The 15,972-nt window shown below is 41.3% G+C and carries 12 protein-coding genes; 4 read left to right on the top strand and 8 right to left on the bottom strand.

Annotation, left to right across the window (positions count from 1 at the left end; translation table 11 throughout):
• Nucleotides 1–218 precede the first annotated feature (218 nt).
• Nucleotides 219–908, bottom strand: coding sequence for a M48 family metallopeptidase (locus IT970_RS06255; protein ID WP_036969409.1), 690 nt, complete (start codon nt 906–908; stop codon nt 219–221).
• Between the two features lie 98 nt (nt 909–1,006).
• Between IT970_RS06255 and IT970_RS06250 the strand changes: the two genes are divergently transcribed.
• Nucleotides 1,007–1,987 carry an ion channel gene (locus IT970_RS06250; protein WP_036969411.1) on the top strand — a complete coding sequence of 327 codons (981 nt, stop codon included), beginning with the start codon at nt 1,007–1,009 and terminating at the stop codon, nt 1,985–1,987.
• On the opposite strand, the gene IT970_RS06245 is transcribed toward IT970_RS06250, so the two are convergent.
• Nucleotides 1,984–3,054: a GGDEF domain-containing protein gene (locus tag IT970_RS06245; protein WP_036969415.1), complete on the bottom strand. Its 1,071-nt coding sequence runs from the start codon at nt 3,052–3,054 to the stop codon at nt 1,984–1,986. The genes IT970_RS06250 and IT970_RS06245 overlap by 4 nt on opposite strands.
• Nucleotides 3,055–3,192: 138 nt before the next feature.
• Between IT970_RS06245 and IT970_RS06240 the strand changes: the two genes are divergently transcribed.
• Both IT970_RS06240 and IT970_RS06235 read left to right on the top strand, forming a co-directional pair.
• Nucleotides 3,193–6,510: a PAS domain S-box protein gene (locus tag IT970_RS06240; RefSeq protein ID WP_196857687.1), complete on the top strand. Its 3,318-nt coding sequence runs from the start codon at nt 3,193–3,195 to the stop codon at nt 6,508–6,510.
• A gap of 9 nt (nt 6,511–6,519) precedes the next feature.
• Entirely contained in the window at nt 6,520–7,509 is a 990-nt protein-coding gene (locus IT970_RS06235) for a response regulator (protein WP_036969419.1), read from the top strand.
• Between the two features lie 22 nt (nt 7,510–7,531).
• On the opposite strand, the gene IT970_RS06230 is transcribed toward IT970_RS06235, so the two are convergent.
• Nucleotides 7,532–7,924 carry a VOC family protein gene (locus IT970_RS06230; RefSeq protein ID WP_036969421.1) on the bottom strand — a complete coding sequence of 131 codons (393 nt, stop codon included), beginning with the start codon at nt 7,922–7,924 and terminating at the stop codon, nt 7,532–7,534.
• Between the two features lie 2 nt (nt 7,925–7,926).
• Entirely contained in the window at nt 7,927–8,574 is a 648-nt protein-coding gene (locus IT970_RS06225) for an HD domain-containing protein (protein ID WP_036969424.1), read from the bottom strand.
• Between the two features lie 135 nt (nt 8,575–8,709).
• Between IT970_RS06225 and IT970_RS06220 the strand changes: the two genes are divergently transcribed.
• Nucleotides 8,710–9,900, top strand: coding sequence for a class I SAM-dependent methyltransferase (locus IT970_RS06220; RefSeq protein ID WP_036969427.1), 1,191 nt, complete (start codon nt 8,710–8,712; stop codon nt 9,898–9,900).
• Nucleotides 9,901–9,912: 12 nt separating this feature from the next.
• Here IT970_RS06220 and IT970_RS06215 read toward each other — a convergent pair whose 3' ends face one another.
• The 4 genes from IT970_RS06215 to IT970_RS06200 all read right to left on the bottom strand — a co-directional run bounded on the left by IT970_RS06215 (nt 9,913) and on the right by IT970_RS06200 (nt 15,754).
• A complete protein-coding gene (locus IT970_RS06215) occupies nt 9,913–10,212 on the bottom strand; it encodes a PilZ domain-containing protein (RefSeq protein WP_036969429.1) in 300 nt (99 codons plus the stop codon).
• 9 nt (nt 10,213–10,221) lie between these two features.
• Nucleotides 10,222–10,629, bottom strand: a complete 408-nt coding sequence (locus tag IT970_RS06210; RefSeq protein WP_256213682.1) for a response regulator — start codon at nt 10,627–10,629, stop codon at nt 10,222–10,224.
• Between the two features lie 83 nt (nt 10,630–10,712).
• Nucleotides 10,713–14,603, bottom strand: a complete 3,891-nt coding sequence (gene hrpA / locus IT970_RS06205; RefSeq protein WP_065979367.1) for an ATP-dependent RNA helicase HrpA — start codon at nt 14,601–14,603, stop codon at nt 10,713–10,715.
• 260 nt (nt 14,604–14,863) lie between these two features.
• The gene (locus IT970_RS06200) at nt 14,864–15,754 is read right to left on the bottom strand and encodes a peptidylprolyl isomerase (protein WP_196857686.1); all 891 of its coding nucleotides are present in this window, start codon (nt 15,752–15,754) and stop codon (nt 14,864–14,866) included.
• Between the last annotated feature and the right edge of the window lie 218 nt (nt 15,755–15,972).

The following is a 15,972-nucleotide window of genomic DNA, read 5'->3' as shown; positions in this document are numbered from 1 at the left end:
ATTGAGATTGACGGAAAACGGTTCATAGCCGTCCTATTTAAACCTGATAATACCAAAGGCTGTTAGAAGCCGTCGAGATTGATAAGGTGATAGGGGCGGATATCCATCAGGGCTAGAGCGGATAAATCTGCTCATAAAAAAGCCGAATATATGGCAGCAATGAACTTTGAAATTCTATCAATTACTGTCTTGCAATCGGAGAGAGTCCATATATGGTATTAGAGCCAGCGTAAAAATGGACCATTCACTTTCAGCCAATTGCTTGCTTTTTTATGTTCGGGATAAAACTCACTCACCCGTTGCCAAAATGCCGCACTGTGATCCATATGCTTTAAATGCGCAAGTTCATGAACAACAACATAATCAATAACCCATAGGGGCGCACTGGCTAAGTGCAAATTAAAGGTTAACTCTCTTTGGCGATTACAACTGCCCCATCGCCGCTTGTAATGTTGAATTTTAAGACGTGTTGGTAACGCTTCTCTCATTTGAATACAGTAGTTTTGTATACGCATCTCAAGGTAGGTTTCTAACTTGTCATGTAAAAACTCTTCCATCAATGCAAGATACTTTGCGTCTGTGAGTTTAACGCGCGGTGAAATAGCAAGGGTTAATTCATGAGTATCAGTGTCTTGATACCATTGGCTGCAATTTTCTTGCTTAAATACAAGGGGAATTACCTGATCAAATAGCTTGATTTGCGAATTTTTAATGGGAAATTGACACTGCTCAGCGTGTAATGATTGTTTAGTAACTTGCTCTGCAACCCAATGCTGCTTTGTTTTTAACCACGCTTCAATATCTTTACGCGGGACAAAGTGAGGTGCATACACAGTCAACTGCTGCTCGGCGACTTTAATCGCGACAGTTTTTCTACGTTTACTGCGTTTTAACGTGTACTCAAACAAAATAAGCCAATGTAATTAATAAAATCTTTGTATTATATTTTACCCCGTAAAATACCTGCTAATCTATAAAGATGACTCATAAATAAGTTTTTATTCTTATGCCTGATAAACCGTGTTGTAGCTACATTTCACCAACAGGTAACACGTGTCAAGAAACCGATATGGGTTCTGGGTATTGCTTTTGGCATGACAATAAATTTGATAAATCAGGCTTAGAGCTGACTCAAAAACTTGAACGATATGCGAAAAAGGGCGGGTTACTTCAGGGTCTGCAATTACAACGTGCAAATTTAGTGGGTCTAAATTTAATAAAGAAAGATGATGAAGAAGGTTATGATCTTTCTTACTGCAATTTTTATCGAGCCAATTTGTCGGGGGCACATCTTTTCAACAATAAAATTGCCAATGCATCCTTAATGAAAGCGAACCTTCATAGCGCCAGCTTACACTACTGCGATTTGCGAAATACCAACCTACTTGGGGTTAAACTCAGTGATAGCCGCATTGATAATATCGATTTAGGCGAACAATTACTGCAAGAAGCCGAGGCGTTTAAAGCTCGTCGAAATAGGCAATACTCGACTGCGCGCGACTTATTTGAACAATCCGAAGAAATATACAGAAATTTACGTAAAGCGTCTGAACACCAAGGGCTTTTCGAGCTCGCGGGTAACTTTACCTATAAAGAATTAAGAATGCGCCACGCACAGTACCCGAAAGGATCAACGAAACAAATTACTTCCAGCTTTATTGACATGTTATGTGGTTATGGTGAAAAACCTGAAAATGTCATTCGCTTTAGTCTGTCTCTTATCGTTTGTTGCGCAATATGTTACTTTTTATTTGGTGTCAGCTATCAAGATTCATTGCTTAGATTTAGTTTTGATAATTCGTTCGATGATAACGTATCAGCACTTTTAAACAGCATTTACTTTAGCGTTGTTACTTTTACAACGCTAGGCTATGGCGATATTACCCCCATTGGATTATCAAGGCTCATAGCAGCGATTGAAGCATTTTGTGGCAGCTTTTCGCTAGCGCTGTTTGTGGTGGTGTTTGTAAAGCGTATGACACGTTAATGGATTATGTGAGAACCTTGATGCTTTTTAGCCTCGTACATTTTCCGATCAGCACGATTTATAAGCTCCTCAGCACCGACTGTGCTGTCTAAAGGCGCTGAAATAATGCCAAAACTCAAATGTAACGCGGGGTATTTTGCTTCAAAAGCAACGATCAGCTTATTACATATCGCAATGGTGTTTTCTACGTCGCAATCTGGCATGATCAGGCAAAATTCATCTCCCCCATAACGACAGGCAATGTCTATTTCTCTTGTATTCTTTTTAAGATATTTCCCGATGAATTTTAATACCTCGTCACCTTTCAAATGCCCTTGTGTGTCATTCACTGATTTAAAGTTGTCTAAATCAAAATATACAATAGTCAAAGGTAGCTTCTGACGGCGCGCTCTTGCTAATTCTCGCTGAAACAACTCTTGCATTTCTCGGCGATTATACAAATTTGTGAGGGGGTCTAGTTTGGCAAGTTTTTCAAGTTCATGTGTACGCTGCGCCACTTTCTCTTCAAGCCCTTTCGCATACACTTCTGTTCTTCGTTTCGCATTTTCTATTTCGCCAACAAGACTCGCAATGTACGTATCAAACACTAACGTTGTATCAAAATAAATAAGCTTATCAATAATGGTTAATGTTTGATTTAGCTCTGCATGGTCTTTTATGGTGTTTCTTAACACATCAAAAATGAGCTCTTTAAGGGTACATACCGCCGATAAATACAGTTTGGGCTCTACCCCAATTCGCTTATGTACCATGCCAATACGTAGCCGATTATTAACGTAATCATTTTCATAACAGCCACAAAATAAATCTATAATGTATTGTCTTTGTGCATCTCTTAAACGTGTCAGTGTGTCAGCATCTCCAATAAGTAATGAAATTTCATCGACTTCTGTTTGCTTTTTATAGAACTCATCAACCATTTTCTCAATCGCCGACTCGATAAGTGGTTTATAGTTAATGAGTGATGCTAAGCATTGTGAAGAGAGCCCTAATAAATTCATTCTATGCTGAATTTCAACATCATTTATTTGCATTTGCTCGACGAGTGTCTGCTCAGTCCTGCGCATGGGTAGTCTCACACTTAAGTATTTTCTAATTAAATATAGCTAATGAAATAAATCCTACTTAGTCTGTCATATCTTTTTTCTCTAAATCTAGCGCAAATTGTATTAGACTGACATTACTTGCAGTCTGAACGAATTATTATGCTCGCGAAATTTTTTATTACCGATCAAAATCCAAGCTTAATCATAAGTGGGGTGTACAATCCTAGTTTAGTTGTCCTTTCGATTGCTACCGCTATTTTTGCTGCATATTTCTCATTGCATATTATTGATTTAGCCAATAAAACCCGCTTTGAATCATACAGAAAACTAGGCAATGCAACCGGCTCTCTAGTCTTGTCTGGCGGAATTTGGAGTATGCACTTTATTGGTATGCTTGCATTTTCTTTATGCACAACCATTAACTATGATCCTGCTCTGACATTTTTTTCGTTTATTCCTGCTTTTTTAGCCTGCTACACAGGTATGTCACTAATACGCAGTAAAGACATTGCACATATTCCCGCAGGGTTAAAGTTACTCATGAGTTCTGTGTTAGTGGGCGCAGGTATTGGTACCATGCATTACACGGGTATGGCGGCAATGGAAATGAGCCCATTACTTCGTTATGACCCTATGTGGTTTGCTGCATCCATTTTTGTTGCCGTGTTTTTATCATTTATTGGGCTGTATACTCGCTTTCATTTGAACGACCACTTTCAAAATTTAACCGCATTACAAAACCGGATTATTTGCGCCATTATTTTAGGTTTTGCTGTCGCCGGTATGCATTACATGGGCATGGCTGCAACGCGATTTGTCGCGACCTCCCCTTTTTTATCCGATAACACAGACAATACCAATCTTGTTTTTATTGCTGCCATGGTGTCATTTGCTACCGTGTTATTAACCGCTGTCGTTGCGATTATCAATGGTATGGTGCGCTATCGTATGCTGCTTGCTGAAAAATCGGCAGAAGAATCACGACTCGATGCCATTTTAAGTACGGCAATCGATGGTATTGTGACAATTAATTGTCGCGGTATTATTTTAAGCTTTAATAAATCTGCAGAAAGTATCTTTGGCTGGAAACAAGAAGAAGTGCTCGGTCAGAACGTGAAAGTGTTGATGGATGACGACATTGCGGCTCAGCACGATGGTTATTTGCTAAACAGTGGCAACCACGCTCTTAAAAAAGTGATTGGCGTTAACCGCGACGTGTGTGCAAAACACAAGGAAGGTCATTTATTCCCTATTCGCTTAGGTCTTGGTGAAGTGAAACAACCCGATGCAGAAACGTTGTTTGTGGGCTTCATAACCGATTTAACTGAACAACGCGCATTACAACGCAGCCTAGAAGAAAAAGAACAGCAATATCGCACGTTAATGAATAACACGCCTGGCGCTGTATTTCGTTGTTTGCTCGATGACCATTGGAGCATGCTGTTCATTAGTCCCAATGTATTTGATCTAACGGGCTATACTGCCGAAGAATTTACGTCAAAAGCCATCAGTTTTGCTGACATTATAAATAAAGAAGACGAAGCGCATATTAATGAGATCATGACAAAAGCAATCTCTGAAAAAAATCAATATGCACTTGAGTATCGCGTACGCCATCGCAGCGGTAAGGTCGTTTGGGTATTAGATCAAGGTTCTATTAACAAAACGGATGATTCTGAAGTTCAGTGGATTGATGGTGTATTAGTTGATATTACCGCACGCCATATCTATGAAGAATCATTAAAACACGCAAAACAAGAAGCTGAAGCCGCTGCACAAGCTAAACAGGCATTTATGGCAAATATGAGCCATGAAATTCGCACGCCCATGAATGCAATTATCGGGTTCAGCGATATTTTAATGGACAGCCCACTTAATAAAGAACAACAAAAGCACATCGTTACCGTAAATAATGCAGCACGCTCATTATTGCATCTTCTTAACGATGTTTTAGACTCGGCAAAATTAGAAAAAGGCAAACTCGATATTCATCACGAGCACTTTAATTTACAAGCCCTTCTCGATAACATCGTTTCTACCTTTTGGCTTGAAGCAAAGCGCAAAAACCTGTTATTAGATTTAAAAATTGCTGATGATGTCGCACCAATTTATATCGGTGATGACGCGCGTATTCGTCAAGTACTCAATAACTTAATTGGTAATGCGGTTAAGTTTACAGAATCAGGTTCTGTCACGATTAGTGTAAGTAAGACACAAAACAATCAGCTCTTTTTTGAGGTGCAAGACACTGGGATTGGCATTGCAAAACACCGCTTGAAAGCAATTTTCCAACCTTTTGAACAAGCCGATGGAACGATGACGCGTCGCTTTGGCGGCACAGGCTTAGGCACCACCATAAGCAAGCAATTGGTCGAGCTTATGGGAGGCACAATAAGTGCCGTGAGTAATGAAGGCGAAGGCAGTTGTTTTTTCTTTTCTCTTCCTTTGCAAGAAGGCGACATTAATAAAGTAGATAAACTCAGTAATAACCTACTTACATTACCACCTCTTCGTGTCTTAGTGGTTGATGATATTGAACAAAATGTCGAGCTATTAAACATATTACTCTCACAAGCTGGCCACACAGTGTATAAAGCAAAAAATGGGCTAGAGGCTATTGCTGAATTTAAACAACACAGCTTTGATATCATTTTAATGGATATCCACATGCCTGAATGCGATGGTATAACTGCTTGTAAAAAAATTCGTGAATTAGAGCAGCAACAACAATTAAAGAAAACACCTATCATCGCGTTGACCGCCAGCGTGCTTCAACAAGATAAGCTCACAGCTAAGCAAGCAGGTATGAATGGCTTTGCAAACAAACCCGTCGATATACAACAAGTTAATCATGAGATAGCGAAAGTGCTCGGTTTAGAAATTAAGCACATCACAGCTAAGCCTGATAACAAAGCAAAGCAACATATCAATTATGTTAAAGGTATCCAAATGTGGGGTAGCAAAGAAAAGCTTAATACTGAAATACGCTTATTTCTTGCTAATCATCAGCAGAGTATTCTACGTTTAAAAGAGTCAACACTTAATGCATCTGAACAAACGACACTGTTACACACGCTAAAAGGTGTGGCGGGCAATTTGACACTAACGAAATTACTGTATTTATTGTCGCAGGCCGAAAAAGAACAGGGTAAAGAAGACTTTTCTAAATTAATAACTGCGTGCTATCAAGAGTGGCAAGCACTGGCTACTTTACTCGATGAGCAAGAGCAGGTTAATACTGATAAAACACCTTCGCAAGCGGTATCGATAAGCGTATTTTTAAATCACATCGAGGCACTACAAAATCAAGCCGAGCATGCTGAAATAGATGATGAACTACTGAGTGATGTTCAAAACAATGCCCCTGTCGAGTATAAAGACACAGTCGCAGAGATAGTTGGACATTTTGATAACTTTGACTTTGATGCAGCAAGTACTGCATTAGCCAATTTAAAGCACCGCATTGCAGCTGATTAAGGAGCAGTCATGAGTCAAATTACTGATCGAGCAAGAATTCTTGTCGTTGATGATGAGCCCGCAAATCTTAAGGTCATGCGTGAAGTTCTTGCAAATGACTATCGGTTATCATTTGCTAAATCGGGTGATTTAGCTCTGCAGCTCATTGAAAATGAACCTCCAAAGCTAATTTTACTGGATGTCATGATGCCAGATATGAATGGCTTCGAGGTATGTAAAATTTTAAAAGCGAACCCTGAAACAGCTCATATTCCCGTGATATTTGTCACGGCACTGTCCCATGAACAAGATGAGTCCGAAGGCTTTTCACTTGGTGCTGTTGATTATATAACCAAACCCATCAGCCCTGCTATTGTGCGAGCCCGAGTGAAAACACATTTATCGCTAGTGCAGGCCGAGCAATTACAATTAGCCCATATCGATTTAATTAATCGCTTAGGCCGAGCGGCAGAATATAAAGACACAGATACAGGTGAGCATATCGCCCGTATGAGTCGCTACAGCAAAGTACTCGCGTTAGCTTATGGTATGACTGAATACCAAGCTGAACAGTTGAAACAAGCCGCCCCTATGCATGATGTTGGCAAAATAGGCATACCTGATTCGGTACTTTTAAAACCCGGCCGTTTAGATGCCAACGAGTTTGAGCATATGAAGCAACATGCTGTCATTGGTGCAAAAATACTCGAAAATTCAAGCTCTCCCCTATTACAGCTCGCTCATAAGCTTGCACTGGAGCATCATGAAAAGTGGGATGGTACGGGTTACCCTCTTGGTTTAAAAGGAGAAGAGATCAGCATTGAAGGTCGTATCGTCAGTATTGCTGATGTATTTGATGCACTCACCTCTGTGCGCCCATACAAAGATGCGTGGCCAGTTGAAAAAGCAGTAGAGCTGCTACAAGCCGAATCAGGCAAACACTTTGATCCCCAACTCGTCGATTTATTCATTGGCCAAATCGACGCAATTATCGAGATTAAAAATACTTACTCTCGCTAGTTTATACCCATTAAAAGGGGCCTTACTTAAGCCCCTTTTTAATTTGCTCATAATCATGAGAGGTAATTTCATGACTGTTGCCAGCACAGTCTTTAAAATACATAGAATAAGTCACGCCATGGTCGGCAATCACCGTTTTTATATTAAATTGAGCTAAATGCTCAAGCCACGCTAAAAATTGCGCTGCGTTTACACTAAAAGCGATCCCTTTACTATTACCGGGCGCTTCAAATAATGCGAGACGGATTGTTTTTGCCTGATCTTCAAGGGTTAATGGACCTTTACCTTCATCCCAAAAAGCAAGCTCAGGAACCACAGAAAAACCTAACACATCACGGTACCATGTCACTGCCCGCGCCAAATCATCAACATTTAAATGGCAGTGATCAACCCCGTTTAATAAAGGTACACCCATGGTTACTCACCAATCTCAGATTTAAGTTGCTCTAGAAAGGCCAACATATACTCTGTTCGTCTTTTTGCTTCATCTTTCGCCGAAGGTGTATTCATACTTTGGGCGATATGTAATAGTTTAATAAAAAAGTGATCAAGCGTGTATTTAGTGTCATCAGGCTCACGATGTAAACAGAATGGATCGTCTTTATGGTAAAGATAACGCCCTATCGAGCCACCCACTTTCATGCAGCGACTTACCCCAATAGCCCCTAATGCATCCATTCGATCAGCGTCTTGGACTATTTGTGCTTCAACACTTTGTACTGCGATGTTAGCGCTAAAACTATGTGCAACAATGGCGTGATGAATTGCGGCAAAGTATTGCTCAGGGTAATTAATGGATGATAAAAAACTCAACGCTTTGTCTGCAGCCATTGTTGACGCTTTCGCTCTATCAGGGTGGTTTTTAGCAACCGCAACGCAATCATGTAACCAGGCTGCGGGTAACACGACTGCCATATTAGCCTCTTCTGCAGTGCACAGCTGTTTTGCAACCCTCACCACTCGCTCAATGTGGCTAATGTCGTGTGCCACATCGGCATGAAGTAAAGATAAAATAAAATCTCGACACTGGGTTTCAAGTTCTGCAAAGTCTATTTTTGACTGCATAAAGCGGCTGTTACCATTAACTGATTGAAATTATGCTTACTTTAACGTGGTTACTGGATTTGTTCAAAACATTCATTGTATGTTTGCCAGTGCTTCATTAAACTATGCCCCCTTTTGTTTGACGCGAGAATCCCTATGTCATCTGCTATTTACCTACAAGCTGGACGAGAAAAATCATTAAAAAGAAAACACCCTTGGGTGTTCTCTAAAGCCATTAAAAAAGTAAAAGGTAAACCAGGACTAGGTGATACGGTTACTATTTATGATAATGACGGTAAGTTTCTCGCCATTGCAGCTTACAGCCCAGAGTCACAAATACGCGCACGTGTATGGAGCTTTGACCAAAACGAAGTGATTGATCAAGCATTCTTCGAAAAGCGTCTTCGCCGTGCGTACGATGCACGCCAGCAAGTGATCAGCGAGGGAGGCTTAACAGGCTTTCGTTTAAGTGCTGCGGAGTCTGATTACTTACCGGGTATCACAATCGACAAGTTTGATAACGTATTAGTATGTCAGTTACTCAGTGCAGGTGCAGAGCGCCACAAGGGCGAAATAGTCGCGGCATTAATGGCTATTTTTCCTGGCTGCGATATCTACGAGCGCTCTGATGTCGACGTGCGAACAAAGGAAGGGTTAGATCCAATCAAAGGTGTTCTGTGGGGTAATGCACCGACAGAGCCCGTATTAATTGAAGAAAACGGCCTAAAGCTAGAAGTCGATATTATAGAAGGTCATAAAACAGGCTTTTATTTAGACCAACGTGACAGTCGTGCGGCTCTAGAACGCTTCTCTAAAGATAAAACAGTGCTTAACTGCTTTAGTTATACTGGCACATTTTCGCTGTACGCATTACGTGGCGGCTGTCAGCATGTAACCAATGTGGATGTTTCGCAACCTGCGCTCGATACCGCCAGACGCAATGTGGAGCACAACAACCTAGATTTGAATAAAGTCGACTTTGTTAAGCAAGACGTCTTTAAGTTACTGCGTCAATACCGTGATGAAGGCAAGCTGTTTGATACCATCGTGATGGACCCGCCTAAATTTGCAGACAATAAAGCACAGCTGACCGGCGCATGTCGCGGCTATAAAGATATTAATATGATTGCGATGCAAATACTAAAGCCCGGTGGCACCTTATTAACGTTCTCGTGCTCTGGCTTAATGGAACAAAACTTATTTCAAAAAGTGGTTGCCGATGCAGCGCTAGATGCAGGTAAAGATTTACTGATTATGGAACGATTAAACCAAGCTGCCGACCACCCTATTGCTGGCAGCTACCCCGAAGGTTTTTACCTAAAAGGCCTTATCTGTAAAGTGTACTAAAACAGCTAAAACCTAGTTAAAGTGAACAATTTCAAGTCCTGCACTCAAGGAGCCATCTTGCTCCTTGGTTGCTCTAATAACTTTAACTGTTGCATCAAACGAGGTGATTGCTGTGCTCGTAGAGGCAATCACCACTCGGTAAACACTGCCAATTTCTAATACTTCATCACAACATATTGCTAAGCCTGTTGCACTTAAATCAGTGCATGTAACGACTATTTCGGTGTGACTATTTTCGCCCTCTAAAGGTATTAACTTTGCGGGGGTATGAATTTGCATGCGGCGAAAATCGCGCTTTTCCTCATGGAACATGACGCCTCCTTACACAAGTGCTTTTATTTTTTCTATGAGTGTTTTTACAGAAAATGGTTTCACTACATAGGCGTCACATCCAGCATCAAATCCTGCTTTTTGCTCAAGTTCAGATTCTAAGCCAGATACCATAACAACGGGGATATTTTCTGTTTCCGGGGTGTTTTTTAATAACCGACACGTGTCATAACCATCAAGACCAGGCATACACACATCTAATAAAATGGCATTGGGAGGGTTTGCAATAGCCGATGCCAAACACGATGTTCCTGAATCTGCATAGCTTAACGAAAACTCATTACTTAAGGTTGCTTTGAGCATTTCGAAGTTAAAATATTCATCGTCAACAACCAAAATTTCTGGTCGTACTCGACGTGAAGTGTCTGCTGGAACTGCAATCGGTTTATCCTTTTCTATGCCCACATAATCTCCTTTTAGCATTTGTGTTACTAATTCAAGCGCAATGAATTCACTGTTTCATTGCGCATACCTTTACTGAATTATAACTCACATTCTTTGATTGCGTTTAAAACACGCTTTGCAGATACAGGATAAGGTGTCCCTAGTGTTTGTGCAAATAAAGAAACACGTAATTCCTGCTGCATCCAAAAAATAGACCTGATTTCATCAGGTACGGGCATTCCTTTGGGAATTTTATTCGCCAGTTTTTGATACTGTTCAGCCACTTTTTCTAGTTCAAGTACACATAAACGATCTCGATTAGGATCAACAGGGAGTTTTTCTAGACGACGTTCAATCGCTTTTAAATAACGAATTAAATCCGCCATTTTTGCCGCGCCGTGCTGACTTACAAACCCTTTAAAAACGAGGCTTTGTAATTGTGATTTAATATCACCATGAGCAGTGATCATGGTTAAATCTACGCGCCCTTTCATACGCTTATTAAGACTGTGAGCAATGCTTAGCACTTGCTCAACTTGCGTTGCTATGTCGACCACCGTATCGCCCAACTCACCACGAATTTGCTCTTTAGCCTGCTCAAATGCTTGCTGAGTACGAATGTTGCCGTACTTTATCAATAAACTATCAACACCTGCAGCAATACAATCATCAATCAAATCATTCACTTTACCAAAGGGGTTAAAATACAACCCAAGCTTAGATTTATTAGGTAAATTTTGCTGCAAATACTTAATCGGTGACGGAACATTTAAAAGCACTAAACGACGTAAGCCCTGTTGGTGCGCCTGCTGTGCTTTTTGTTCGTTATCAAATAACTCAACCGCAGCGGAGTCTTTTTTATCGACTAAAGCTGGAAACGCTTTTATTTCATACTGACCTTGCTTTTTAACATAGGAAGCTGGTAACTCACCAAAGCTCCACTGTGTTAAGTCGGCTTTTTCTATGCCTTTATCAGCCACTTTTGATAAGGTATCGGTGACTTTACCCTGAAGCTGAGCTTTCAACTTAGCCAAATTTAGGCCTCGAGCAAGTAACTTATCGTGCTCATCGCGAACTTCAAACTGCAAACGCAAATGAGGGGCCAACGTTGAGTAATCCCAAGCGTCTGGCTCAACACGTACCCCTGTCATACGCAGCAAACGAGTGCTTATGGCGTCAATTAAATTGCCTTGCATAGGCTCAATTGCCGCTAATACAGCATCGGCGTAGTTCGGAGCTGGAACAAAATTACGGCGTAGTGTTTTTGGTAATGACTTAATTAATGCGCAAATCAACTCATGCCTAAACGCAGGAATATGCCAATCAAAGCCGGTTTCTTGTACTTGATTAAGTAATGCAACCGGAATTTGAACCGCAACACCATCAACAGCTTGCCCTGGATCAAAATGGTACGTCAGCGGCAAGAGTAAGTTTTCTTGTTGCCATGTATCTGGGTAATCAAATTCGGTGACATGATCAGCACCATGCTGCATTAACGCTTCACGTGACATGTGCAAAAAGCGTTTATCTTTTTGTTTTTGTTGCTTCCACCAGGCGTTAAATGCCGCACGATTGTTGATATCAGCAGGAATTTTTTTGTCGTAAAACTCATACAGTGTTTGCTCATCCACTAAGATATCGCGACGACGAGACTTATTCTCAAGCACTTGAATATCATCAATAAGCTCTTGGTTATACTGTAAAAAGCCTTCATTCTGACCAAGCTCTTGTTCTACCAAAGCGCCACGAATAAACAACTCTCGGCTCACTTTAGGATCAATTTTGCTGTATACACAACGACGCTTATTAACAATAAGCAGGCCGTATAAAGTTTGCTGCTCGAAGGCGATAACAGCACCCGGTTTTTTCTCCCAATGAGGCTCGCTGTAGCTGCGCTTCACTAAATGTTGAGCAAAACCTTCAACCCATTTAAGGTCGATACGGGCATTTATACGAGCGTAGAGTTTACTTGTCTCCACCAGCTCCGCAGCCATAATCCATTTAGGGCTCTTTTTAAATAATCCTGAGCCCGGAAAAATATGGAACTGACTATTACGTGCGCCTTTGTAAATTTGTTTTTCGTCTTTAAAACCTATGTGGCTCAACATACCGCTTAAGAGTGACTGATGAATTCGGTCGCTGTCGGCTACGTTAGTTGTTGCTTTCATGCCCATTTCATTACACACAGTCGACAGTTGATAAACGATATCTTGCCATTCTCGAATACGCATATAAGCTAAAAAGTCTTTTTGACACAGCTTTCTAAACTGGCTATTGCTTAACTCACTTTGTTGCTCTTCAAGATAATTCCACAGATTTAAAAATGCGATAAAGTCTGAATCTGGATCATCAAATCGGCCATGTTTTTCATCAGCTGCTCCCCGCTTTTCTTGGGGTCGCTCACGGGGGTCTTGAATCGAAAGCGCAGCAACAATAATAATAACTTCACGCAATGCCCCAAGGCTGTCTGCGGTTAGCACCATTTTGGCTAAACGCGGGTCGACGGGTAAACGACTTAAACTACGTCCTGATTTAGTCAGCTCAGTTTGCTTATGGCGCTTAGCAGGTTTAACCGCCTCAAGCTCTTCGAGTAACGTTAAACCATCATTGATGTTACGACTGTCTGGCGCTTGTACAAACGGAAATTGTTGCATATCGCCCAGCCCAAGGCCTAGCATTTGCAAAATAACCGACGCTAAGTTAGTACGTAGAATTTCAGGGTCAGTAAATTCTGGACGCGAATTAAAATCATCTTCGCTGTATAAACGAATACAAATACCCGCTTCGATACGACCACAACGGCCTTTACGCTGATTGGCACTGGCTTGTGAAATTGGCTCTATTGGTAAGCGTTGTACTTTTGTACGGTAGCTGTAACGGCTAATTCGCGCGGTGCCTGGGTCAATAACATACCGAATACCGGGCACGGTTAACGAGGTTTCTGCCACATTTGTGGCTAAAATGATGTGGCGACGTGAATGCGGTGCAAAAATACGATTTTGCTCGGCATTTGATAAACGCGAATAGAGTGGCAGGATATCTGCGCCTTTTAAGTTGCGTTTAGAAAGCGCATCGGCAGTGTCGCGTATTTCACGCTCACCATTCATAAAGATAAGAATGTCACCGGGTCCTTCGTCACACAGCTCGTCAACGGCATCAAAAATACCTTGCAGTTGGTCACCATCGGCTTCCATCTCTTCTTTATTAATCTCTGTAGTTGGGCGATAACGTACTTCTACAGGGAAAGTGCGTCCTGACACTTCAATAATCGGGGCGTCATCAAAATGCTGAGAAAATCGCTCTGGATCGATGGTTGCTGAGGTAATAATGACTTTTAGATCGGGGCGTTTTGGCAATAAATTCTTTAAATAGCCCAAAATAAAATCGATATTTAGGCTACGCTCATGGGCTTCATCGATAATAATCGTATCATATTGATTTAAAAAGCGGTCTTGCTGAATTTCAGCCAGCAAAATACCATCGGTCATCAATTTTATATAACTATTATCTGAGACCTGATCACTAAAACGAATTTTAAAACCGACTTGCTGACCAAGCTCACATTGCATCTCTTCAGCAATACGGTTAGCAACACTGCGAGCTGCCAAACGCCTTGGTTGAGTATGCCCTATGTAGCCCTCTACCCCACGACCAAGCTCTAAGCACATTTTTGGAATTTGTGTTGTTTTACCCGAGCCAGTTTCACCTGCAATGATCACCACTTGGTTGTTGGCAATCGCCTGCTTAATATCCTCTTTCTTTTGGCTAACAGGAAGTTGCTCTGGATAGGTTACTGATGGTAATGCCGCTATACGTTGAACACGCAATTGCTGTGAGCGAGCAATATCATCCGCAATTTTTTGCGCTATGTTCGCTTGCTTTGTTTCATCGTTTATTTTTTTGATGCCATGCAGGCGTTTTTTGAGGATGAATTGATCTTTGCGTAAGCATGTTTTTAATTCGCCGAACAGCGGACCTAGGTTAACCACCCGATACCCTTATAGTTATTTGCCAATAGGGCAACCATTGTATCAAATAATCTATTGAGTGGTCATGGCTTATTTATGCCAATTCGCTCAATTAAATGAACAGTTTTGAGGCAATCAAACCGAGTTGATAACAAGGCAAAAATGTCGTTATTGGAGTGTTCTCGGCATTTGCTCCTGCATTGCTCTACCTCCTGCATCCATGCAGTCGTAAATCAGACACTTTTAACACAGGTAGCGACAGGTTTAATCCCTCAAAATGATTAAGTATTACTGCTACTTGGCATTATTCGCTCGGTTGGAATAGGCATGGCACATACGTCGATGTAATGTGGGCTTTCAACGAACCAATCTTCTACTCGATTTTTGCGCGCATCGATTAACTGTTTAAAAGCTGTTGAATCTGTTTTCATTACTTTAAACTGGCTTGTATCAGTGTCTGTAATATCAGCCAGAACTTGCATATCTGTAATAGGATTAAATACCGCACCTTCAATGGGCTTTCGCATTAATTGGTTAAAGTGCTCCATCCCCTCTAATACACGCCCAAATACTGTAATATTTCGGTCTAGGTAGCGCTGTGCATTACCTATCGTGACATAAAATTCTGTGCCACCACTGTTAATATCGTTATCACGAGCCATTGCAAAGATGCCGGGGCAATGCACTTGCCATGTTTGTGTTTGACTTTCATTTTGCGCAACCGCGAACCCATTTAGAAAGCCCGTTTTTACTGCGTAACCATCTGGGCCTTTTAATTCAGTGATCGCCAGTGGTGTATCCGTTTTGAAGTAAAATTCAGCAGGCAGCGCTTTTTTCGCCTTTTTAACCGACTTTGTTTCATTCGCGTCACCACCTTGCGCGACAAAACCTTCAACAAAGCGGTAAACACTCAGCCCTTGATAAAAACCTTCTTGGGCGAGTAGTCGCATATTTTTGGCGTGCAAAGGCGCCAAGCCATCATTGAGCTCAATATACGCGGCACCCGTCGGGAGAGTAAGTTTAAGAACGTTGTTTGGTTGCACAATGCGCCATTGAGACTCATCTGCGGTTTCAATAATTTCAGCTGCTGAGCGTTTTTCAACGTTATCAGCAGCGTGAATAGGCCCTGTTAAAAGTGCAGCAACGCATACCGTTAATAGACTAAATTTCATTATTATTATCTTTTAAGTAATTGACAATTCAGCCTATTAACTTCTTAACAATTAAGCAAGTAAAAATACCCCAACGCACTGTGATACGATTCGCTTAATTAAGTGCTCTATGTTGAGGCAATATAACCTCGTTGATAACAAGGCAAAAATGTCGTTATTGAGGTGTTCACTGCAATTGCTCCTGCATTGCTCTCCCCCCTGCATCCATGCAGTCGTAA

The organism is Pseudoalteromonas sp. A41-2 (genome assembly GCF_015767615.1).
Lineage (GTDB): Bacteria > Pseudomonadota > Gammaproteobacteria > Enterobacterales > Alteromonadaceae > Pseudoalteromonas > Pseudoalteromonas lipolytica.
This window is presented reverse-complemented; position numbering and strand designations above follow the sequence as displayed.